The organism is Streptococcus sp. Marseille-Q6504 (assembly GCF_965111625.1).
In genome coordinates, this window is the sequence record NZ_CBCOON010000006.1 from 1 (window position 1) to 23,337 (window position 23,337).

The window sequence follows — 23,337 nt, forward strand, 5'->3', positions numbered from 1 at the left end:
GTTTTCTGCTTCGTTGTTGTCAGTCTTATCTGCGTATGGATCTTTATTGGTATCTCCGTACTTGTCTGTCAACTCAGAATCATCATCGAGAAGCTTGTTATCAGTAATTGAGAACTTAGCTGTATCCAATACATACTTCTCTGGTTGGAACTTAGGTTCTTCCGGAGGAGTCACAGTGTTGTTGAACTCTGTATCTGGAGCGTCAGTCACTGTCTTCACAAGTGCTTTAGATTTTCCATTGTGTTCAACTTCTACTGTGATTTCAGCCTTCATGGTATCGTAAGTGACTGTAGCGTCAGATCCTTTAACTTCTTCTACAGTGTACTTATGAGTTCCAACTTGAGCCTTAGTGAATTCAAGTTTAGCGAATTTCACCTTACCATCTTTGTCGTTCTGAACTGTTTCGATTTCAGTACCTTTAGAGTCTTTCAATACGAAGCTAAACTCGCCAGCTTTCAACTCACGGCCTTCGAGTTTCTTAGTGAAGTTGAATTCGACTTCAATTGGAACTGAGTTGACACGTTTTTCAGTTGGTTTTTCTGGTTTCTCAACTTTCTTCGTAGATGGGTTGTAGTAGTTTACAATTTGCGCTGCTGTATTTTCGATGTCTACTCCACCTTCAACGTCTGTTTTAACAGTGGCTGGGATATCGAATTTATAGTAGCGACCAAACTCGAATTTAGTTGTGTCGATGATTTGTGTATTGTCTGCGTCTCCAAGTGACTTGGTGAAGCCAGATTTAAGAGTTGCGGTCATAACACCATTTTCAACCTTAATGTCGAACTTGTCTGTCACATCTGCACCAGTTACTGAATCGTAAGCCTTGATAGCTGAAGCATCTACATCAACCTTCGTTTCATCGAAGTCATCAGTGATTCCTACTGATTGAACGTTTTCTTTGTTAGTTGCTGAGAATTTAGTTGTATCCAACCATACTTGATAGTAGAGCTTAGCTCCACGCTTAACAGTCTTGGTATTGATGTTTTCTGCTTCGTTGTTGTCAGTCTTATCTACGTATGGATCTTTATTAGTATCTCCGTACTTGTCTGTCAACTCAGAATCATCATCAAGAAGCTTGTTATCAGTAATTGAGAACTTAGCTGTATCCAATACATACTTCTCTGGTTGGAACTTAGGTTCTTCCGGAGGAGTCACAGTGTTATTGAACTCTTTATCTGGAGCATCAGTTAGTGTCTTCACAAGTGCTTTAGCTGTACCATCGTAAGAAATTTCAACAGTAATTTCAGCCTTCATGGTATCGTAAGTTACTGTAGCGTCAGAACCTTTAACTTCTTCTACAGTATACTTATGAGTTCCTTCGTCACCCTTCATGAATGAAAGTGGTTCAAATTTCACCTTACCATCTTTATCATTCTTGACAGTTTCGATCTCGTTACCTTCTTCGTCTTTCAATACGAAGCTGAACTCACCAGCTTGCAGTTCACGACCTTCGAGTTTCTTAGTGAAGTTGAATTCGATATCAATTGGAATTGAGTTGACACGTTTTTCAGTTGGTTTAACTGGTTTTTCAACCTTCTTGGTTGATGGATTGTAATAATGTACTAACTGACTTGCAGTATTTTCAATATCAGCACCTGGTTTAACAGTATCTTTGACAGTAGCTGGGATATCGAATTTATAGTAACGTCCAAATGCGAACTTAGTTGTGTCGATGATCTGAGTGTTTTCCGCGTCTCCAAGTGACTTGGTGAAGCCAGCTTTAAGAGTTGCGGTCATGACACCATTTTCAACCTTTATGTCGAACTTATTAGTCACATCAGCACCAGTTACAGAGTCATATGCCTTGATAGCTGAAGCATCTACATCAAGTTTAGTTTCATCGTAATCATCTGTGATTCCAACAGTTTGGATATTATTCTTATTGTTTTCGTTAAACTGAGTTGTATCCAACCAAACTTGGTAAACGATTTTATCACCTTTATGAACTCCCAATGTGTTGATGTTATGTTCTTCGTTATTGTCATATCTATCAACATAAGGGTCGTTGTTTGTCTCTGTTACTGAATCAGCTAGTTCTTTATCATCATCTAATAATGACTTACCTTTAATATCAAAACCTTCTTGATCCAAAACATATTTCTTAGGTTGGAACTTAGGTTCTTCCGGTGGAGTTACAGTATTATTGAACTCTTTATCTGGAGCGTCTGTAACAGTTGCTACAATTGCCTTAGCAGTACCATCATGGGCTACCTTCACTGTAACTGTTGCAACCATATCGTCGTAAGTTACTGTTGTATCAGTACCTGCAACCTCTGAAACAGTATAAGTGTAGGTCTTGCCAAGATCATCTTTTCCAAACTTAAGTGTCTTAAAGGTAATCTTACCATCTTTATCATTCTTAACAGTTTCAACTGCAACATTGTCTTTCTTAAGAACAAAGCTAAATTCACCAGCTGCTAGAGTACGGCCTTCCAGCTTTTTAGTGAACTTGAGATCAACTGTAACTGGTACAGAGTTGACACGTTTCTGAGTTGGTTTTTCAGGTGTTTCTACAGATTTGCTTACTGGGTTATAGACATGAACGATTTGGTTGGCCTTATTTTCAATATCTACTCCACCTTTAACATCTGATTTAACAGTAGCTGGAATATCAAATTTATAGTAGCGACCAAATTCAAATTTAGTTGTGTCGATAACTTGAGTATTATCCGCATCACCTAAAGACTTGTTCATAGAAGCTTTAGAAGTTGCTGTAATAACACCATTTTCAACTTTAATGTCAAACTTAGCAGTTACATCTTGGCCAGTTACACTGTCATATGCCTTAATATCAGCAGCATTAACTGTCACTTTTTCAGCGTCATAAGTATCAGAGATACCAACAGATTGGATGTTATTCTTATCTGAGAAGTTTCTAGTATCTAACCATACTTGGTAAACTAATTTCTCACCACGTTCAACGGTCTTAGTATTGATATTTTCTGCTTCGTTGTTAGTAGTTTTATCAGCATACGGATCTGCATTGGTTTCTGTATACTCATTAGTCAACTCGTTGTCATCATCAACTAATTTAGTACCAGTGATGTCATACTTTTCTTTGTTAAGTACAAATTTTTCTGGTTGGAATTCAGGCGTTGCTGGAGGAGTGATTTTGTTGTTGAATACTTTATCTTCCTTACCATCAGTTGATGCTCCGTTATCATCTACACCACCAGTTGATGATAGGCTTGTTACTGTAGTAAGTGTATGACCGTTCTTAGCAACCTTAACTGTAATAGTTGCCTTCATCGTATCGTAAGTCATACCAACTTCTTTCGTTGTTGGAATAACTTCTTCTACAGTATAGGTATGTGTACCAATTTTCGTATTGTCGAATGACAATTCAGTAAATGTCACTGTACCATCTTTTTTGTTGGCAACAGTTTCAACTTCTTGACCTCTTGAATCTTTAAGAACAAAGTTGAATTCTCCGTCTTTAAGTTCACGTCCAGCCAATTTCTTCGTGAAGTCAAATTTAACTTTTACTGGTGCTACCACATAGTTGTTGAAGACCTTATCATCATCACTTGATTTGAATCCACCTTCAGCACTGTATTTAACAGTTGCTTGCAATTCACCTTTAGAATTCTCAGTTACAGTAACTGTCATGGTAACAGTCATTGCGTCGTAGTCAACATCTGTATCAGAACCCTTTTGTTCAGTGATCTTGTATTTATAAGTACCAGCTTTGTTAAAAGTAAGCTTGCTGAATGTAGCTTTTCCATCCTTGTTGGTAACAGTTTCTTCGTGCTTATCAGGAGTACTTTTCTCTTCTGTTAATTTGAAAGTAAACTCGCCGTCTGTCAAGACACGTCCCTCTAATTGTTTTTCAACTTCTGGAATGACTTCAACTGGCTTTTGTTTGACATAGTAATAAATTGGTTGCTTGTATGGTGTCAATGAGTTGAGCAAGTCAACGTTTGTACCAATACCATTTACTCCACGAACTAATTGTTCGTTTGGAGAAAGGTGACCAATGTTATCTCCCAAGAATGGAACAAAGACAGTCTTATACGGTGTATATCCTGCAGCTTTTTGGAAATCAAATGTAACTTCTTTACCGTTTGGATAATTTACACCTTTATTATCAGTGAAAGCAATTGTGTTAAGAGGTGATTTCTTAACATTTAATTCTTGTTTGTTATAATCACCAGGTTTAATCGGCTTGGTTTCTGCCAACAACATGTAGCCATCAGTGCTCAATGTACCATCAGAACGTTTGCTTTGTTGTTTTGGATCTAGTAAGTAAACACGAACGACTACAGTTCCATCTTCCCCTACGATTTCCTTGATACGCTTAATTCCTGCACGCTCAGCATCCATGAATTTGGTACCAACAGTATAAGGACGGCTTACATAACCAGATGTTGAATCTGGATCTGCCGTTTGATACAATTTGTAGCCATCAAATTGGCGCTCACCAGATGCTGTGAAGTTTTGTCCTTCCATGGCTTTAGTTGTATATCTAGCCAAGTCTACTTCATTACCATTTGGTACGTAATCTTGAACAGTTTTATCTGTTTTATTAGCGTTAAATGTTGGGTTATTTTTATCAACTACTCTGTAGTAAGTTGTTTTATCAACGAATATTGGAATTTTAGCATTTGTATCTGTGATTGTACGACCATTATAAGCTGGTTCTACAACGTTAATAATATCAGTTGATGTACGAGCGTTATAAACATCTTGATATAATTTTTGTTCAGCTTCATTCTTTGGATTTACTAAAGCTTGAATACTTGCACCAACTTCATAACCTAATTGGATAAATGGTTGGTCCGTTTTACCAGGTCCAGCTCCTGTACCTGGGTTGTAATCAACTTGCCAAGTTAATTCACCATTTGATGCCGTCTTAGTAGTAGTGAATTTTTGAATTCCACTTGTTGCTGTGATTTTTCTAGTCTCTACTACATTACCAGTCGTTTTATCAATCAATTCAACCGTTGTGTCTGTAGTAACATCAAAATTCTTATATGCACGTGTATAGTAGTTTGTATTATAACGTTCATTGAACTTAGTAAGGTCTACGATACTATAAGTATAGTAATCACCTTCTTTTCTTGCATATCCAGCTGGTACAGTTTGAGACCCAACCGTAGCTCCATTTGGGTTTTGTATAGTTGGATCAACTGTTTCACCATCTTTTAGATATGTACTAACACTGACTGGCTTAGAGTTGTGATCTCCAGAAACTGCATCTTCCGTTGTAGCACGACGATTACGAACTTTAGGTTTATCACCTTCTGAAACAGCTGGCTTAGTTTCTTCAGCTTTTTCAACCGGCTTAGCAGTTTCCTTACTAGCAACCTCAGCCTCAGTTGAAGCAGGTTTTACTTCTTCTGATTTTTCTGAAGACACTGGTTCAGATTTAGCTTCTTCTGTTTTAGCCTCAGAAGCTGCTTTCCCTTCTTCAACCTTGTTTGTCTCAGCAAGTTCAGTTGTTGCAACATTTTCTACAACATTCTCTTCCTTCTTAGAGGAATCCTCGCTGACACTATCCTTTTTCACCAACTCTGTTTTTTCTTCAGAACTTGGTTGCGTAGGAAGTTCAGAAGCTTTTACTGCACCACCATTTGCCAACATAAAGCTAAGAGTTGTTCCTAAAAATACCGATGCAACACCTACCTTATATTTCCGCAAAGAAAAACGTTGTCGTTCTTTTCTTATCATATGATAAGTTCTCCTTTATATTTTTTACTATCAGAAGGTAATATTTTTACAATAATTGTATCTTAGGTACAATTATTGAAGTGTATAGAATACCCACTCTAGCATCTCCATCATATCAAAAGCTCAAACGGTTTTCAAAGAATTATGTGCTCCTGAAAACGTTTTCTTTATTGAATTTTAGGGTTTTAAAAAAACAAAAATACTCATTATATATATTTATATGTATAGAGATTTAGTTCCCCTTATTTACGGGTTTTTATTTAACTATCTCATTATTTGTTATAATTTTATTACTTAGCATTTCATTTTGATTACATTTTAATGATTGTGAAAACATTATCATTTTCATAAAATAAAAAATGATTCCCTTACGAGAATCATTTTTTTATTTAAATCGCTTCTGTGACAAAACTTCTGCTTTCTAGTACTTTTAGCATGGCATCTGCTGTGTCTAGAGCTGTAAAGAGAGGAACTCCATGTTCAATTGCTGAACGTCTGATTTGCTCACCATCTTCATCAGCTGTCCGTTTGGTACCAACTGTGTTGATGATAGCTTGAATTTTTCCTTTGCGGACGTAGCTTGGGATATCGTGCTCATTATCACCAATCTTTCCAACGACTTGAGCCTGCAATCCATGACTTGCAAAGAAGTCTGCTGTTCCTTCAGTAGCAAGGATTCCGTAGCCAATATTTTGGAAACGACGAGCCAAATCTAGTGCTTCTTCTTTTGCATCATCTGCGATAGTGAAGACAACATTACCAAAGGTTGGTAAGTGAAGATAAGAAGCTTCAAAGGCCTTGTAGAGTGCTTTTTCAAGAGTGGTATCAGAACCCATGACTTCCCCTGTTGACTTCATTTCAGGGCCAAGAAGGCTGTCTACCTTAGCTAGCTTGGTAAAGGAGAATACTGGTCCCTTGATATGAACGCGAGTGCTTTCTGGGTAAAGTCCATCTTGGTAACCAAGTTCTTCAAGACTTTGACCGAGAATTAGATTAGTCGCTACCTGTGCCATAGGGATATTGGTTACTTTAGAAAGGAATGGAACAGTACGGCTGGCACGAGGGTTTACTTCAATGACGTATACTTTCTCATCCTTGATAACAAACTGAATGTTCATCATCCCAAGACAGTTGAGGCCGATTGCAAGGCGTTTGGTGTAATCTGCAATCGTTTCTTGCACTTTTTGCGACAAGGTTTGAGGAGGATAAACCGCCATGGAGTCACCTGAGTGGACACCAGCGCGTTCGATATGCTCCATGATACCAGGGATGAGGACATTTTGTCCATCTGAAATGGCATCAACTTCGCACTCTTGCCCAACGATATAAGAGTCAACAAGAACAGGGTGGTCAGGACTTGCCTTAACCGCAGTACGCATGTAAGAACGAAGATCATCTTCATTCTCAACGATTTCCATGGCACGTCCACCCAAAACATATGAAGGGCGAACGAGAACTGGGAAACCAATTTTACGTGCAGCAAGCACTGCTTCTTCTTCATTGGTTGCAGTCTGCCCAGGCGGTTGCGGAATATCCAAGTTTTTGAGGGCTTGTTCGAAGAGGTCACGGTCTTCTGCACGGTCCAAGTCAGCAACTTGAGTACCAAGGATAGTCACACCAGCTTTTGCTAATGGCTCAGCTAGGTTGATAGCTGTTTGACCACCGAACTGAACAATAACGCCTTTTGGTTGCTCCAAATCGATGACATTCATCACATCTTCAAAAGTCAATGGTTCAAAGTAGAGTTTATCTGATACAGAGAAGTCTGTTGAAACTGTCTCTGGGTTTGAGTTCATAATGATGGCTTCGTAGCCAGCAGCCTGAATTGCCTTAACAGAGTGAACTGTTGCGTAGTCAAACTCTACCCCTTGACCGATACGGATTGGACCAGAACCTAGGACAAGTACAGATTCCTTATCAGACTTGATAGACTCATTTTCCCATCCATATGTTGAGTAGAAGTACGGAGTTTCTGATTCAAATTCTGCGGCACAAGTATCTACCATCTTGTAAACTGGGACGATCTTATTTTCTAAACGAAGTTGGCGAACTTGATCAGCTGTAGTTCCCCAAAGTTCTGCGATTTTACGATCTGAGAAACCATTGAGTTTTGCTGTTTTCAGGACATCGATATCCTGAGGATGTGCGCCCAATTCTTGTTCAATCTCAAAGATATGCAAGAGTTTATCAAGGTAGAAAATATCAATCTTAGTTAAGTCAGCAATCTCTTCTGGTGTATAACCACGACGAATAGCTTCTGATACGTAGAAGAGACGGTCATCTTGAGCCTTGACAACTTTTTCAATCAAGGCATCATCTGAAACATCTGCAAGTTCAGGCATTTCATTGTGATACACCCCGATTTCAAGCGAACGACAAGCTTTAAGAAGTGACTCTTCAATGTTACGACCGATTGCCATAACTTCTCCAGTTGCCTTCATCTGGGTACCAAGACGACGTTCCCCTTTTTCAAACTTGTCAAATGGGAAACGTGGAATCTTAGCCACCACATAGTCAAGTGCTGGTTCAAACATAGCATAGGTTGAACCTGTAACTGGGTTAATAACTTCATCCAAGGTCAACCCTACCGCAATCTTAGCAGCCAATTTAGCAATTGGGTAACCTGTTGCTTTAGAAGCAAGAGCTGAAGAACGAGATACACGAGGATTTACTTCGATGACATAGTACTTAAAGCTGTGTGGATCAAGCGCAAGCTGAACGTTACATCCGCCTTCAATCTTGAGAGCGCGGATAATGCTTAAGCTAGCATCACGAAGCATTTGGTTTTCATAGTCGGACATGGTTTGCGCAGGGGCAAATACGATAGAGTCCCCTGTGTGAATTCCGACAGGGTCAAAGTTTTCCATGTTACAAACAACAAGGGCATTATCAGCTGAGTCACGCATAACTTCATACTCAATTTCCTTGAAACCGGCAATAGAACGTTCAATCAAACACTGGGTAACAGGTGACAACTTCAAACCATTTTCAGCAATTTCACGCAATTCTTCTTCATTGGCACACATACCACCACCAGTACCACCTAGAGTAAAGGCTGGGCGGACGATAACTGGGTAGCCAATAGTTGCTGCAAAGGCAACTGCTCCCTCAACTGTGTTGACAATTTCAGATTCTGGAATTGGTTGCTTGAGTTCTTCCATCAATTGTTTAAAGAGATCTCGGTCCTCCGCTTGGTCGATGGCTGACAGTTTAGTCCCGAGAAGTTCTACTCCGAGCTCATCTAAGATACCATTTTTAGACAATTCCATGGCCATATTAAGCCCCGTTTGACCTCCAAGAGTTGGAAGCAAAGCATCCGGACGTTCCTTACGGAGAATACGAGTCACAAACTCAAGTGTAATCGGTTCGATGTAGACCTTGTCTGCAATCTCTTTATCCGTCATGATGGTTGCAGGGTTTGAGTTTACCAAGACAACCTCATACCCCTCTTCTTTCAAAGACAAGCAGGCCTGGGTTCCAGCATAGTCAAACTCAGCAGCCTGACCAATAATAATCGGACCAGAACCAATCACCATAATTTTTTGAATATCAGTACGTTTAGGCATAGTTTATGATACAAAGCCCGTAAAGAACACAGTGAAAATAGGAAACTCGATGCAGACGCCTTCAGCGTCAAGACGATGTTTATCTTTTTCACACAGTTCTTAGGGCGTGTTCACTTCCGCGAACAATGTATCTTCTCCTTTCTATTCGGCAACTCTCTGATTGCCATTAAATAAATTCTCCGACGATTTCTCACTCGTCTTTAGTTTGCTTGTTTGAAAGCTTCCATCATCTCAATGAACTCATCAAATAGATAACTTGCATCATGTGGCCCAGGAGCTGCGTCTGGGTGGAATTGTACAGAGAAACCTGGTAGATATCTGTGACGTACACCTTCAACTGACTTGTCATTGATTTCTTCGTGGGTGATGATTAAGTGCTCTGGTAAATCCTCACGGCTAACTGCGTAACCATGATTTTGACTAGTGAAGTCCACGCGCCCAGTTGCAATTTCACGAACAGCATGGTTAAAGCCACGGTGACCAAACTTCATTTTATAGGTCTTAGCACCATTTGCCATCGCAAAGAGCTGATGCCCCATACAGATACCAAAGATTGGAATTTTCCCGAGAATACCACGGATCATCTCAAGAGCTTCTGGTACATCTTCTGGATTTCCAGGACCATTTGACAACATAACTCCGTCAGGGTTTAAATGCAAGATTTCCTCAGCCGTAGTTGTGTATGGAACTACAGTTACGTTACAATCACGTTTAGATAGCTCTCGTAAAATAGAGTGTTTAAGGCCGAAGTCTACTAAAACAACGCTTAAGCCAACTCCTGGAGCTGGATAAGCAGTCTTTGTAGAAACTTGTCTGATATTATCAGTCGGTAAGACAGTTGCTTGAAGTTGATCTGCAATGTGATCCATACTATCGCCAGCATGTGTCAAAGTTGCACGCATTGTTCCATGTTTACGGATAATTTTTGTAAGAGCTCGAGTGTCAATGCCTGAAATTCCAGGAATTTTCTTAGCCTTCAAGAATTCGTCCAGCGTCATTTGGTTACGCCAGTTGCTGGCTCTACGAGCCTCTTCGAAAACCACAACTCCTTTACAAGTAGGACTGATAGACTCGTAGTCGTCACGGTTAACTCCATAATTCCCTACTAGTGGATATGTGAAGGTCAAGATTTGTCCATTATAAGATTGGTCTGTAATGGATTCTTGATATCCTGTCATCCCTGTGTTAAAGACTATTTCCCCTGTTACATCAATATCTGCACCGAAGGCCTTACCTTCAAAAACTGTGCCATCTTCTAAAACTAGAAGTCTTTTTGTCATATTTTCACCTCTCGTGGACGCTCACTGGCGTCTTTTAACGTTTTGTGTCTTATTTGGCTTTTCTACTTGCCAATACGGATTCTAAGATTGCCATTCGAACAAATACTCCATTGGTCATTTGTTGGACAATGCGTGATTTTGGTGCTTCAACAAGATGATCGGCAATTTCCACATCCCGATTCACTGGAGCCGGATGCATAATGATTGCTTTTTCTTTTAAGCGATTGTAGCGCTCTTGGTTCAAGCCATGTTGAGCATGATAGCCTTCCTTTGAGAAGATCGCTCCACTTTCGTGACGTTCATGTTGAACTCGAAGCAACATCAGAACATCCACCTGATCAACAATCTCATCAATGGTTACAAACTGTCCGTAGTCTGCAAACTCTTGACTTCTCCATTCCTCAGGTCCTGCAAAGTAAAGTTCCGCTCCCAAGCGCTTCAGAATTTGCATATTGGACTTAGCCACACGTGAATGGTCCAAATCACCAGCAATCGCAACCTTGAGCCCTTCGAAACGGCCAAATTCTTCGTAAATTGTCATCAAATCAAGCAGACTCTGACTAGGATGTTGCCCTGAGCCATCACCACCATTGATAATCGATGTCGTAATGGTTGGGCTAGCAATCAATTCCCTGTAGTAATCAACCTCTGGGTGACGAATAACACAGACATCTACACCAAGTGCAGACAAAGTCAGAATGGTATCGTATAGTGTCTCCCCCTTGTTGACTGAGCTTGTATTCACATCAAAGTCCAGTCGCTCCAGTCCCAGTTTAATCTCAGCAACTTCGAAAGATTTATGAGTTCTTGTCGAATTTTCAAAGAAAAGGTTGGAAACAATAGGATGGTCTTCGTAGGGTAACTGGGCTCCATTTTTAAACTCGATCCCTCGTTTAATCAATTTTATAACCTGATCTACAGTGAGATCTTCCATGGACACCACATGTTCCAGTTTTTGTTGATTTTCTGACATGGCTACTCCTTTAGCTTTTAAGCTTCTTCAGTAATCAATACTCTATCTTGGCCATCAAGTTCTGTCATCTCAACGATGATTTCTTCAGAACGACTGGTTGGAATATTTTTCCCAACGTAATCTGGACGAATTGGCAATTCTCTGTGTCCACGGTCCACTAGTACTGCTAGACTTACACGAGCAGGACGACCATGCCCGACAATGTTATCGATAGCAGCACGGATTGTACGGCCTGTGTAAAGTACATCATCAACCAAAATAACTTCGCGATCTGTCACATTGACAGAAATCAAGGAAGTATCCTCACCACTTTTGACATCATCACGGAAAGGTTTGGTATCTAATTCTACAACGGGAACAGAGATATTTTCCAATTGTTCCAAGCGTTCTTGGATACGGTGAGCAATAAAGACACCACGTGTTTTAATTCCCGCTAAAATGATTTTATTCAAATCTTTGTTGCGTTCGATAATTTCATAAGTGATACGCGTAATTGCTCGCTTGACGGTTAATTCGTCTACAACTTCTTTTGTCTTCATGACAAACCTCCAAAAAGAAAAGTCTCCTTAAACAAGGAGACTTGAGAATGTATAACTAAGCGAGCCATACTGGAAACAGTATAGACTTACCCTTCTACTTTATCGAGCTCCTTGCCTGCCTCACGGGACAGGTTTAAAGGAATATTTTATTGTCCTTACTATATCACAAAGCCTAGTGCAAAGCAAGTAAAAACATTAAATGCTTGGCCTTATAATGAACTAAAATCGTATAACTGTGGATAGTGTTCGCATTCTGGATTTTTGGGATGACAGATAGCACGACCAAAGTAAATCATGGCTTGATGCGCCGCCAACCACTTTTCTGGTGGCAAGACATCCATGACACGTTTTTCAACCTCTAGTGGTGTAGCTGATTTTTTAACGATATCGTGATGTTTACAGATACGCTCAACATGAGTATCTACCGCAAAAGCTGGAATTCCAAAGCCCACACTCATGACTACATTAGCTGTTTTACGCCCAACTCCCGCCAAACTTTCTAATTCTTCTCTAGTCTGAGGAACTTGACCATCAAAATCTTCTAATAACTGTTGCGCACATTTTTTAAGAAATTTTGCTTTATTTCGATACAGACCTAAACGAGAAATATGTTTTGCAATGTCCTTTTCACTTGCGCCCGCCATGGCTTGTGGTGTAGGGAAAGCTTCAAAAAGAGCTGGAGTCGCCTTGTTTACTGCCGCATCTGTCGTCTGAGCAGACAACATAACTGCAACTAAGAGTTCAAAATGATTGCGAAAATCTAGACTAGGTTTTGCATCTGGAAAAAGAGCGATGATTTCCTCAATGACATGACGGGCACGTTTCTTGGATAAAACCATCTATTCGTCTCCATCAAACAATCCTTGCAAGCCAGCAAAAGGACTACTTTCTTCTTTCTTAACCGCTTGTTGAGCTTGATATTCTTCCTCAGTCATGATTTGCCAGTCATTTCCAGAAACAAATCCCTGACCAGCTTTTTCTTCTGCTGTTAAGACCTTGATTGGAATGTTAAGCAAAATATTATCTGAAACACTTTCAGCCAGGTCGATTTCACCATTTTCGATAGGTAAAACCAAGTCATCATCAAGAACTTCTTGGTCCAGTTGATTGGTAGCACCTTCCATAAAGACTTCTGTCACCGGATAAGACTCTGCTAACTCAACAGGCTCCATACTACGACTAGAAGCAAGTACGATGGTATAAGACAGTTGGTAATCTAGGAAAAACATACGGTCTTCATACTGAATCTTCCCAACTGCTAGAATATCTTTTACATCTAAAATTTCTTGGTTACGCTCACGTAAGTCGGCTGCTAAGTCTAAGGCTACTTCAAAATGCAAGCCTTCAGGCTGCTTACGAATTTCTTGAATATTTAATTTCATACTTCCTCCATAAAAATTTACTCACTTGATTATACCATGAAAGGAGGTCAAGTAAAGCCTCTAAACTTTTAAAACATCTTTCTGTATTTTTTGATATATTTATTATGACAAATTTGTTTTTTGTGCTATACTATAGGCATCAATACATGAGCAAAGGAGGACGCTCATATGGAAGACAAAGCTCTTTTAACAGAAGCCTATCAGCTCGTTTCAGAATTAAACCAAACTATACAAAACTGTAAACAAGGGTTACCTGATGATCTACGCTTACAGCAAAATATAGACGAAATTCTCAGAGCACTTAAAAAAGCTGAGAAACTAGACAACGCCATCTTAATTGAACTGGAGTCTTTTTACCAACGTACTAGTCTTTTGATTGGACTTGGTTCACTGAAATTAAATGACCAAGCCCGCACTGCTTGGAGAAACTATGACAAGTTCCACTACGATCACGTTAAACATACGCTGACACTCTATGGACCTGTTTTTGGATTTTAAAACTAGAGGATTTTCTGGATTAATCTTGACAAATTTTCTCAAAAAGAGTATGATGATTGCAACAATATTCGGAGGTAAGGGAGACATGAACAACTAAGTCTATCAAATAAAGAACCTTTATTTAGTAGATCTTGTTTCTGTCTCTTTTTCTGCTGGATTTTCAGCCCTTTTAAAAGAGTTTTTTTGACATAGACGATTGGCTCTACTAGGTAAAGTAGAGCTTTTTGTTATGCAATATGAACATTCTAGAAAGGGCAATAATATGATAAAAATCAATCATCTGACCATTACACAAAACAAAGATTTAAGAGACCTTGTTTCCGATTTAAACATTACCATCCAAGACGGAGAAAAGGTCGCTATTATAGGCGAAGAGGGAAATGGAAAATCAACCTTACTTCGAACTTTAATGGCAGACAAATTAGCTGATTTCTCTATCAGGGGAGAAATCCAGTGTGACCTTCAGTCCATGGCCTACATTCCCCAACATCTTCCTGAAGAACTGAAGAAAAAATCTCTACAGGACTACTTCTTTTTGGATTCTGCTGATTTAGACTACACCATTCTCTATCGCTTGGCTGAGGAATTACACTTTGACAGCAGTCGTTTTGCAAGTGATCAAGAAATTGGTAGTCTCTCGGGTGGTGAAGCTTTGAAAATTCAGCTCATCCATGAATTTGCCAAACCCTTTGAGATTTTATTTTTAGATGAACCTTCAAATGACCTGGATATAGAGATGGTTGATTGGCTAAAAAAACAGATTCAAAAGATGAGGCAAACCGTTATTTTCATTTCTCATGATGAAGACTTTCTCTCTCAAACAGCAGACACCATTATCCATTTACGACTGATCAAGCACCGGAAAGAAGCGGAATCGCTAGTCGAGCATTTAGACTACGATAGCTATAGTGAGCAGAGAAAGGCTAGTTTTGTCAGACAAAGCCAGCAAGCTGCTAACGACCAGAGAGCCTATGACAAAACCATGGAGAAGCATCGTCGCGTCAAGCAAAATGTAGAAACTGCACTTCGAGCTACCAAAGACAGTACTGCCGGTCGCCTATTAGCTAAAAAGATGAAAAATGTCCTTTCTCAAGAAAAACGTTACGAAAAAGCAGCTCAGTCCATGACCCAAAAGCCACTTGAAGAGGAACAAATCCAACTTTTCTTTTCAGATATAGAGCCATTAGCGGCTTCAAAAGTCTTAGTTCGACTAGAAAATGAGACTTTATCCATTGGCCAACGAATTCTGTCTCAAGGGCTACAATTGACTATCCGAGGTCAAGAAAAAATCGGCATTATAGGTCCCAATGGCGTTGGCAAATCCACTCTTTTAGCAAAGTTACATCAACTACTAAGCGGCAAAAGAGAGATTTCGCTTGGATTTATGCCACAAGATTACCAAGAAACACTACAATTGAATCTATCCCCAGTAGAATTTCTCAGCCAAACTGGACACAAAGAGGAAATACAGAAAATCCAATCTCACTTAGCCAGTCTTAATTTCAGCTATCCAGAGATGCACCACCAAATCCACTCCTTATCTGGAGGTCAACAAGGTAAACTCCTTCTTTTGAATTTAGTTCTGCGAAAGCCAAACTTTCTCCTTCTGGATGAACCCACACGAAATTTTTCTCCAACTTCTCAACCAGAAATCAGAAAACTCTTTGCCAATTATTCTGGTGGTCTTGTCACTGTTTCGCATGATCGACGTTTCTTAAAAGAAGTTTGTACGAGTATCTATAGTCTGACAGAGCATGGTTTAGAAGTAGTTGATTTACAAGATCTTTAACTTTTGGAAATAAAACATCCAGAGAAAACCTCTGGATGTTTTTTACATATGTTTCAAACGCTCAATCCGTTCTGAAATGGGTGGATGCGTATAAAATAGTTTTTTCAAGAAACCTGGTTTTTGAGGATCATTGATATAAAGTGCACTACTAGCATCATCCACATGATGACTCATGGGTTGACTATTGTCTAATTTTTGTAAAGCATTGATCATCCCTTGCGGATTACGAGTTAATTCCACACTTGAAGCATCTGCTAGAAATTCTCGTTGGCGAGAAATGGCTAACTGTACCAAAGTTGCTGCAATAGGTGCTAGAACAATTGCTAGGAGAGAAATGACTAACATAATCACTTCAAGTCCTCCACTGTCACGGTCACTATTCCTTCTACTACGTGATGCTCCACCCCACCACATCATACGACCAGCCATACTTGATAAAAGGGTAATGGCACTGGCAAGAGCAACAGCAATCGTAGAGATTCGAATATCCAAGTTGCGTATGTGACTAACTTCATGCCCAATTACCGCTTCTAACTCCTCACGATTCATGATCTCTAGAAGTCCTGATGTCGCTGCAACAGCAGCATTTTGAGGATTCGAACCTGTGGCGAAAGCATTTAAGCCAGCATCATCAATGACATAAACACGTGGCATAGGAATTTGCGCCACCATAGCCATATCCTCAACAACATGATAGAGAACAGGTTCTTCATTCCTATCAACTTCACGCGCACCATTCATACTCATGACAATCTCTGTAGATTGAAAAATCATGGTCAAGGCATAGATAAAGCCAAGAATCATGGCTATAGTCACGCCCCCAAATCCTGAGTTCATGAAAAGATATCCAACTGCATAACCTACAATAGCTAACAAAAGAAAGAAAACAATTAATAAAACCCAAGTTTTGCGTTTATTACTAGCGATTTGTTCGTACAGCATCTTAGTCACCTAAACCACTAAAATCAACTCTAGGAACAGCCTTTTCTTCTTCTGAAGTCTGAAGGAAATCCGCTGCCTTGAAGCCAAAGATAGCCGCAATCAGATTACTTGGGAAAGTTTCTAATTTAACATTATAGTTGCTAACGACACTGTTATAAAGTTGGCGAGAATATGATATTTTGTTTTCTGTGTTAGTCAGTTCTTCTTGTAAGTGAGCAAAGTTGCCACTAGCCTTCAAGTCAGGATAGTTCTCTGCAACCGCAAAGATACCAGATATCTGACGAGTCAGTGCATCACTAGCTTTCATGGCTTCTGCAGGTGTAGTTGCTGCAGCTACTTGTCTACGGAGTTCAGTCACCTTTTCAAGAGTAGAACTTTCGTATTTAGCATAACCTTTAACTGTTTCAATCAAGTTTGGGAGGAGATCATTACGACGCTTCAACTGAACATCAATCTGGCTCCAAGCCTCCTTGGTCTGCATACGATTTTTCACCAAACCGTTATAGCTAACAATCACAAAAATAACAATCAGAGCCAAAACTCCAAGAATAATCCAAGTCATAATCTTATCCTTTCTGCTTTTAGATTAGTACAAGTATATCAAATTTCCATGTTTTTGTGGTAAAATAAGATGATATACAAGAAGGATATAACTATGAAAACAGAAACTTTTTACTCACTACTTGACCAACAGAATATTAATCTTACTGACCAGCAAAAATTTCAATTTGAGCGCTATTTCGAACTCTTAGTCGAGTGGAACCAAAAAATCAACCTGACTGCCATTACTGAAAAGGAAGAGGTTTACCTTAAACACTTTTATGATTCTATCGCTCCTATCCTACAAGGGTTGATAGAAAACCAAGAAATTAAGTTACTGGATATTGGCGCTGGTGCAGGATTCCCAAGTCTTCCTATGAAGATTCTCTACCCTCAGCTAGATGTGACTATCATTGATTCTCTGAACAAGCGCATTAACTTCCTTCAGCTTTTAGCTGAGGAGCTTGATTTAGAAGGGGTTCATTTCTACCATGGACGTGCCGAAGACTTTGCCCAAGACAAGAACTTCCGTGCCCAATTCGACATTGTGACAGCTCGTGCAGTTGCACGCATGCAGGTCTTGTCTGAATTAACCATTCCTTATCTAAAGGTAGGAGGAAAACTTTTGGCTCTTAAGGCAAGTAATGCTCCTGAGGAATTGACGGAAGCCAAAAATGCTCTCAACCTTCTCTTTAGTAAGGTTGAAGATAATATCAGCTACACACTTCCTAATGGAGACCCTCGCTACATCACCATTGTAGAAAAGAAAAAGGAAACTCCAAATAAATACCCACGTAAGGCTGGTATGCCCAACAAACGACCACTTTAGGATATTTTAAATAGATACTCACAAGATTAGACCTCGCGTCTTTATTTCCTTGCTCGGGAAAAGGGAGTGGGACAGAAATCGATTACCATTTGGAATGATGATTTCGTCGTCCCTCCCCCGCAAAGTTGAGTAGGTCCATCAAAGCTCGAATCGAAGCGTAAGATGGGCCACTCAACCACTGCGTCTATCATTCAACTCTATCCTGATTCAAAAATATATTCCATAGTGACTCACACCTCGCTTTTTTGTTTCTTGGCTCGGGAAAAAATGATTTACAAAATCATGCCTCGCTCTCTTATTTCTAGGCTCAGGAAAAATTCGTTTACAAAACGAATTTTTTCTGCTATACTATCCTAAGCAAAGGTTTTTAATGTCATCCCGTGAGGTGACGAAGACGCAGATATATATGAAATTCTTTAAATATTGAGCTAACCATGTTTTAAAGATGTCTTACTCTGAGAGCCTATTGCTGTAAAATAATGGGCTCTTTTTTGATGCCCAAAAAGTGAGGTATTTATGAAACAAGAATCAACTGTTGATTTGTTACTCGACGTTGACCAACGTCCTTCTTTTGGTAAGGGAATTCTACTCAGCTTCCAGCACGTGTTTGCCATGTTTGGTGCTACCATCTTAGTGCCATTAATTTTGGGAATGCCTGTATCTGTTGCCCTGTTTGCATCAGGTGTCGGAACACTGATTTACATGGTATGTACTGGATTTAAAGTTCCAGTCTATCTCGGTTCTTCTTTTGCCTTCATCACTGCAATGTCTCTTGCTATGAAGGAAATGGGTGGCGATGTTTCTGCTGCTCAAACAGGGGTTATCTTAACTGGTTTAATCTACGTTCTTGTTTCAACTAGCATCCGCTTTGCTGGTACAAAATGGATCGATAAACTCTTGCCACCAATCGTTATCGGACCTATGATTATTGTAATTGGTCTTGGTCTAGCAGGTTCAGCGGTAACAAATGCTGGTCTTGTTGCTGATGGCAACTGGAAAAATGCTCTTGTAGCTGTGGTTACCTTCCTCATCGCTGCCTTTATCAATACAAAAGGAAAAGGATTCCTTCGTATCATTCCTTTCTTGTTTGCCATTATTGGTGGATATATCTTTGCAGTCTTTCTTGGTCTAGTAGACTTCACACCTGTTCTTCAAGCTAACTGGTTCGAAATTCCAGGCTTCTACCTACCATTTAGCACAGGTGGTGCCTTCAAAGAATACAACCTTTACTTCGGTCCAGAGACAATCGCAATCTTACCAATCGCGATCGTAACAATCTCAGAACACATTGGAGACCACACGGTCTTGAGCCAAATCTGTGGCCGTCAATTCTTGAAAGAACCAGGTCTTCACCGTACCCTTCTTGGTGACGGTATCGCAACATCTGTATCTGCCTTCCTTGGTGGTCCTGCTAATACTACCTACGGTGAAAATACAGGGGTGATCGGTATGACTCGTATCGCTTCTGTCTCAGTTATCCGTAACGCTGCCTTTATCGCAATTGCCCTCAGCTTCCTTGGTAAATTCACTGCTTTGATTTCTACAATCCCTAGCGCCGTACTTGGTGGTATGTCAATCCTTCTTTATGGGGTTATCGCCAGCAACGGTTTGAAAGTTTTGATCAAGGAACGTGTAGACTTTGGTCAAATGCGTAACCTTATCATCGCTAGTGCAATGCTCGTGCTTGGACTTGGTGGAGCAATCCTTAAACTTGGTCCAGTTACACTTTCAGGTACTGCCCTATCAGCAATGACAGGTATCCTTTTGAACTTGATCTTGCCATACGAAAATAAAGACTAAAAGCATTCATAAAAAAATCCACTCATTTGAGTGGATTTTTTGCTTAAGTTCTCCAAGTAATCAAGAGGTACAAGAGACTTGAACCAAACATATCTGCAAGAGCATGCATAAGAAAGAATGGCAGTAAATTCTTGACTACATATTTGTACAAGAAATAATAGAATAGTCCATATACAAGCCCAATAACTAAGGCCCAGAGTAATCCTTGGTAGGTATGGAAAGAAATCCGTATGATTACCGAGTATACTAGAACCAGCCACTGATGCTTTTCTTTTACTGAAGTCAGTAATCCCAAGAAGAAAAATTCTTCGTAAAAACCATTTAAAAGCGCATAGCCAATAGCCATTGGCGTTAAGGACATGAATTTTCTAATGATTTCCATTGGGTCTATAAAAGGAATCAACTGAGGATTAAAATAATTGTACTCACCACTAAGGGTTGTTACAATATCACCAAAAATACCAACAATAGCAAAGATAAGGGGAACCCAGATGAAAACAGACCAGGAAAAGCGTATAGGAAGTTGTTTAAAATCATAATTTCGAATCAAGAGATAAAGGAAAGTAATCCCTAACATCATCAATTGAAAAGTAAAATTACTAGAATAAGCTGCCCCATCACTTGCTACATTTGTTGTAGTTTCCGCAACACTAGCAAGAGTTGAAGGTGATAGACTCTCCATAAATTGTTGAGTAGAACGGATGATAAACTCTCCAAACATTAAAACAGTGATGATTAAGATGTCGAACCATTTTAAGTATCTTAAAGGTTTAGCAGGATGAATACTTTGTATAAAATTCATATTTCCTCCGTTTAGCTTATTTTTGTACCTTTATTATAAACTTTCAATCTTAAAATTAATTAAATTGATACTAGAGCATAAAAAGACAACCTCTTTATAAGGTTGTTCTGTTCTTAAATGGACTTGTGTTTCTTTTCTAGCATTAAATCCTTTAAAGAAATAATAGTCACAGCCAATAAAATCATTGCCATACCAAGAAAATCTACAGGATAAAAGATATCTCCCATAATTATGAAAGCAAAAAATACAGCAGAGATTGGTTCAATAGAGGCCAAGAGACTAGATTTGACTGGCCCAACCAGACTTGCCCCCTTAAGAAAGGCCGTGTAGGCAAAAACAGTCCCTATGAGAATAATTCCAGCAAATGCTAAGAAAATATCAAAAGACATAAGTAGACTAGCACCGATAATCCCAGTAAATGGCACTGCTACAAAACCTGAAATGGTCATACCGACACCAATAACCAGAATGCCCCCCCATTTTTGAATGAGCTTAATGGGTAAAATGATATAAAGAGCATAGGTTAAAGCAGAGAACAAGCCCCAAAAGAGACCTGCTGGTGTCATAGAGAGCTGATCCATTTGACCGTGAGTCGCAATTAAAAAGGTTCCACCTATTGCTAAAATCATAGAAAGGATTTCGGCTATAGTAGGTGCTACCTTATCCTTTATACATGTGTAAGCCAAGATTCCAACAGGACAGACATACTGAAGCACTGTAGCTGTACCTGCATTTGTCTCCTGAATAGCCGATAAATAAGCCAATTGATTCAGAAAGAGGCCAAATAAAGAAAATAGTAAGAGAGAAAACAGACTTGATTTATCTTTTAGAAAAGCCAAAAATTGTTCCTTAGACTTTATATAGGACAAGAGAACTAAGAGCAAACCTGCAACAATTAAACGAATATTGGTTAGGACTAGAGCCGATATCCCATGAACCATTAGGTACTGACCACTGGTCCCAGACAATCCCCAAGCAATACCAGCAATCACTGTAAAAAGAGTTCCTTTAAGAGTTTTTGTCATACTTCCTCCCTAGTCTGCTTCACGAATTAGGTCCATGACCTGATTACGGTCTATGATCCACTGCGCGCGCTGGTCTTTTTCGTAGGTTCTATTGGACAAGAAAATCGCAGCTTCCTGCTTCTTACGATTCCACATGATAAAGGTTCCAGTATAGCCTGTATGGTCTAGCCAATCACCTTCAAGATTCCAGGCCAAGGATCGTTCCTTATCACTCAAATCTGAAAAATTCTGGCTTAATCCGTCAGCAAAATCATCCTGTAAATAATGCTCAAGGAAGATTTTTAAATCCTTCACAGTTGAAAACAAGCCTGCACTTCCAGCATGTTTACCTAGTAAACGTGCCTTAGGATCATGCACCACTCCTGCTTTCTGTCCCCGAACAGTAGGAACAGCACTGCTAACTGGTCCAAACTGAGTTTCCTTCATCTTCCATGGATCGAAAATTTGCTCTTGTAAAATCTGGTCTAAGTCTTTCTCAAAGTAGTTCTCTAGGAGAAAACCGAGTAAGAGAAAGTGCACATCCGAGTATAGAAAAGCCCTCTTCTCTCGTCGATTCAAATGAAACATGGCTTCTTTTAATTCTTCTGCACTCAACTGGTCTCTATTGATAATAAACGGGTCCAAGTCCGTAGAATGTGTGAGGAGTTGACGAATGGTGATATCTAGATAATCAGAGTCAGGTAAAAATTCTGTCACTGACTTTTCTATATCTAATTCCCCTTGATGCCACAAAAAAGTTAAGACAGTTCCAACTCCGACGACTTTGCTCACACTTGCCAAATCATAGACTAAACCTTGACAAGTCTGCTCTCCAATTTCTGGATTTGCTTCTCCGAGGTAGCAATCAGACCATTCACCATCCCGATAATACGCAAAAGAGGCACCAGGATAAATCCCTGCCTCAATTTGTTGCTCTATTTTTTGAATGATTTCTTGTTTCATACTTCCTCAAACCACAATTCGATATTGTTGGCATCCTTGGTTAGGAAAAACTTCTCAGACTTAGGAATAAAGTAACCTGCAGTTTCAAAACGTTGACGCAGACTAGCCAATTCAAGTTCTTTTACTTGGAATTTCAACATAGACAAATCCCAAGTTACATTATTTTCAACAAGCAAATCACTACCTTGGGCTTGTTTAAAAGTTATGCTAGTTTCGATTTCCTCTTTTTCAAGCAGGCTCGCCGTTTCAGCAGGCAAGTTAATTTCTGCTGAAATATCAAATGCTGTCAAATATTGCACTTTCTCATCTTTTGTGAAAGTAACAGTTTCATCAAACTTTCTCAAATCTTTGATGTCATCTTCCGCATGGATTAGGACAAGATCCCCTTCTGGTGAAAGGATTTCAAAAGCATATCCCTTATTTCCTTTATAGAGTTGAGGAAGTTTTTCCATTCTAGCTAGCAGTGCTTCAACCTCGGATGGATTCGCTACTTTTACAATCAATCTAGCTAATTTTTTGATCCCTTCAACCTTACGGCTTCTCATACTTGGTGATTCTTCTAAAACCAATTTTTCAATGCCTGACTGGTCTCCTAGCGATAAGAAAGCCGACTCTTCAAGCAAGGGTTTCATACCCAAGGTTTGGATATAAAACAATTCATTTAATCTTCTATTATTTATCTTTAGCGTCGGGATCATACGCACAATTTGATTTACATTCATAAATTCCTCCAACACATTTTATTTTAAAGGATTTTATT

17 protein-coding genes are annotated in these 23,337 nt (G+C 39.5%); 4 read left to right on the forward strand and 13 right to left on the reverse strand.

The window, feature by feature from the left end; translation table 11 throughout:
* The 7 genes from ACWPUA_RS06425 to ACWPUA_RS06455 all read right to left on the reverse strand — a co-directional run.
* Positions 1-5,670: Spy0128 family protein (locus ACWPUA_RS06425; RefSeq protein WP_454379904.1), on the reverse strand; the 5,670-nt coding region annotated here is incomplete at its 3' end.
* A 389-nt stretch (positions 5,671-6,059) separates the two neighbouring features.
* A complete protein-coding gene (gene carB, locus ACWPUA_RS06430; protein ID WP_454379906.1) occupies positions 6,060-9,236 on the reverse strand; it encodes a carbamoyl-phosphate synthase large subunit in 3,177 nt (1,058 codons plus the stop codon).
* A 200-nt stretch (positions 9,237-9,436) separates the two neighbouring features.
* A complete protein-coding gene (locus ACWPUA_RS06435; RefSeq protein WP_006151564.1) occupies positions 9,437-10,516 on the reverse strand; it encodes a carbamoyl phosphate synthase small subunit in 1,080 nt (359 codons plus the stop codon).
* Positions 10,517-10,565: 49 nt separating this feature from the next.
* The gene (locus ACWPUA_RS06440) at positions 10,566-11,489 is read right to left on the reverse strand and encodes an aspartate carbamoyltransferase catalytic subunit (protein WP_454379909.1); all 924 of its coding nucleotides are present in this window, start codon (positions 11,487-11,489) and stop codon (positions 10,566-10,568) included.
* Between the two features lie 17 nt (positions 11,490-11,506).
* Complete coding sequence (gene pyrR / locus ACWPUA_RS06445) at positions 11,507-12,028, reverse strand: bifunctional pyr operon transcriptional regulator/uracil phosphoribosyltransferase PyrR (protein ID WP_454379911.1); 522 nt, start codon at positions 12,026-12,028, stop codon at positions 11,507-11,509.
* Positions 12,029-12,237: 209 nt separating this feature from the next.
* The gene (nth, locus tag ACWPUA_RS06450) at positions 12,238-12,867 is read right to left on the reverse strand and encodes an endonuclease III (RefSeq protein WP_454379913.1); all 630 of its coding nucleotides are present in this window, start codon (positions 12,865-12,867) and stop codon (positions 12,238-12,240) included.
* The gene (locus ACWPUA_RS06455) at positions 12,868-13,410 is read right to left on the reverse strand and encodes a YceD family protein (protein ID WP_454379915.1); all 543 of its coding nucleotides are present in this window, start codon (positions 13,408-13,410) and stop codon (positions 12,868-12,870) included.
* Between the two features lie 168 nt (positions 13,411-13,578).
* Here ACWPUA_RS06455 and ACWPUA_RS06460 point away from each other — a divergent pair, with 168 nt between their 5' ends.
* Together ACWPUA_RS06460 and ACWPUA_RS06465 are read left to right on the forward strand one after the other, a co-directional pair.
* Positions 13,579-13,908 carry a helicase BlpT gene (locus ACWPUA_RS06460; RefSeq protein ID WP_454379917.1) on the forward strand — a complete coding sequence of 110 codons (330 nt, stop codon included), beginning with the start codon at positions 13,579-13,581 and terminating at the stop codon, positions 13,906-13,908.
* 229 nt (positions 13,909-14,137) lie between these two features.
* Entirely contained in the window at positions 14,138-15,697 is a 1,560-nt protein-coding gene (locus ACWPUA_RS06465) for an ATP-binding cassette domain-containing protein (protein ID WP_454379919.1), read from the forward strand.
* 42 nt (positions 15,698-15,739) lie between these two features.
* On the opposite strand, the gene htpX is transcribed toward ACWPUA_RS06465, so the two are convergent.
* A complete protein-coding gene (htpX, locus tag ACWPUA_RS06470) occupies positions 15,740-16,639 on the reverse strand; it encodes a zinc metalloprotease HtpX (RefSeq protein WP_454379921.1) in 900 nt (299 codons plus the stop codon).
* 1 nt (position 16,640) lies between these two features.
* Positions 16,641-17,201: a LemA family protein gene (locus tag ACWPUA_RS06475; RefSeq protein WP_454379923.1), complete on the reverse strand. Its 561-nt coding sequence runs from the start codon at positions 17,199-17,201 to the stop codon at positions 16,641-16,643.
* A 93-nt stretch (positions 17,202-17,294) separates the two neighbouring features.
* Between ACWPUA_RS06475 and rsmG the strand changes: the two genes are divergently transcribed.
* Together rsmG and ACWPUA_RS06485 are read left to right on the forward strand one after the other, a co-directional pair.
* Complete coding sequence (gene rsmG, locus ACWPUA_RS06480; protein WP_254724342.1) at positions 17,295-18,008, forward strand: 16S rRNA (guanine(527)-N(7))-methyltransferase RsmG; 714 nt, start codon at positions 17,295-17,297, stop codon at positions 18,006-18,008.
* Positions 18,009-18,524: 516 nt separating this feature from the next.
* The gene (locus tag ACWPUA_RS06485; protein WP_036753427.1) at positions 18,525-19,808 is read left to right on the forward strand and encodes a uracil-xanthine permease family protein; all 1,284 of its coding nucleotides are present in this window, start codon (positions 18,525-18,527) and stop codon (positions 19,806-19,808) included.
* Between the two features lie 43 nt (positions 19,809-19,851).
* Here ACWPUA_RS06485 and ACWPUA_RS06490 read toward each other — a convergent pair whose 3' ends face one another.
* From ACWPUA_RS06490 to ACWPUA_RS06505, 4 genes are all read right to left on the reverse strand, one after another.
* Complete coding sequence (locus tag ACWPUA_RS06490; protein ID WP_454379926.1) at positions 19,852-20,610, reverse strand: CPBP family intramembrane glutamic endopeptidase; 759 nt, start codon at positions 20,608-20,610, stop codon at positions 19,852-19,854.
* A gap of 113 nt (positions 20,611-20,723) precedes the next feature.
* Positions 20,724-21,635: a DMT family transporter gene (locus ACWPUA_RS06495; RefSeq protein WP_454379928.1), complete on the reverse strand. Its 912-nt coding sequence runs from the start codon at positions 21,633-21,635 to the stop codon at positions 20,724-20,726.
* Between the two features lie 9 nt (positions 21,636-21,644).
* Positions 21,645-22,577 (reverse strand): serine hydrolase domain-containing protein, encoded by a 933-nt coding sequence (locus ACWPUA_RS06500; RefSeq protein ID WP_454379930.1) that lies wholly within the window; start codon positions 22,575-22,577, stop codon positions 21,645-21,647.
* On the reverse strand, positions 22,574-23,299 hold the full coding sequence (locus ACWPUA_RS06505; RefSeq protein ID WP_223333214.1) for a CppA family protein: 726 nt from the start codon (positions 23,297-23,299) through the stop codon (positions 22,574-22,576). Before ACWPUA_RS06505 ends, ACWPUA_RS06500 begins: the two co-directional genes overlap by 4 nt.
* Positions 23,300-23,337: the final 38 nt, after the last annotated feature.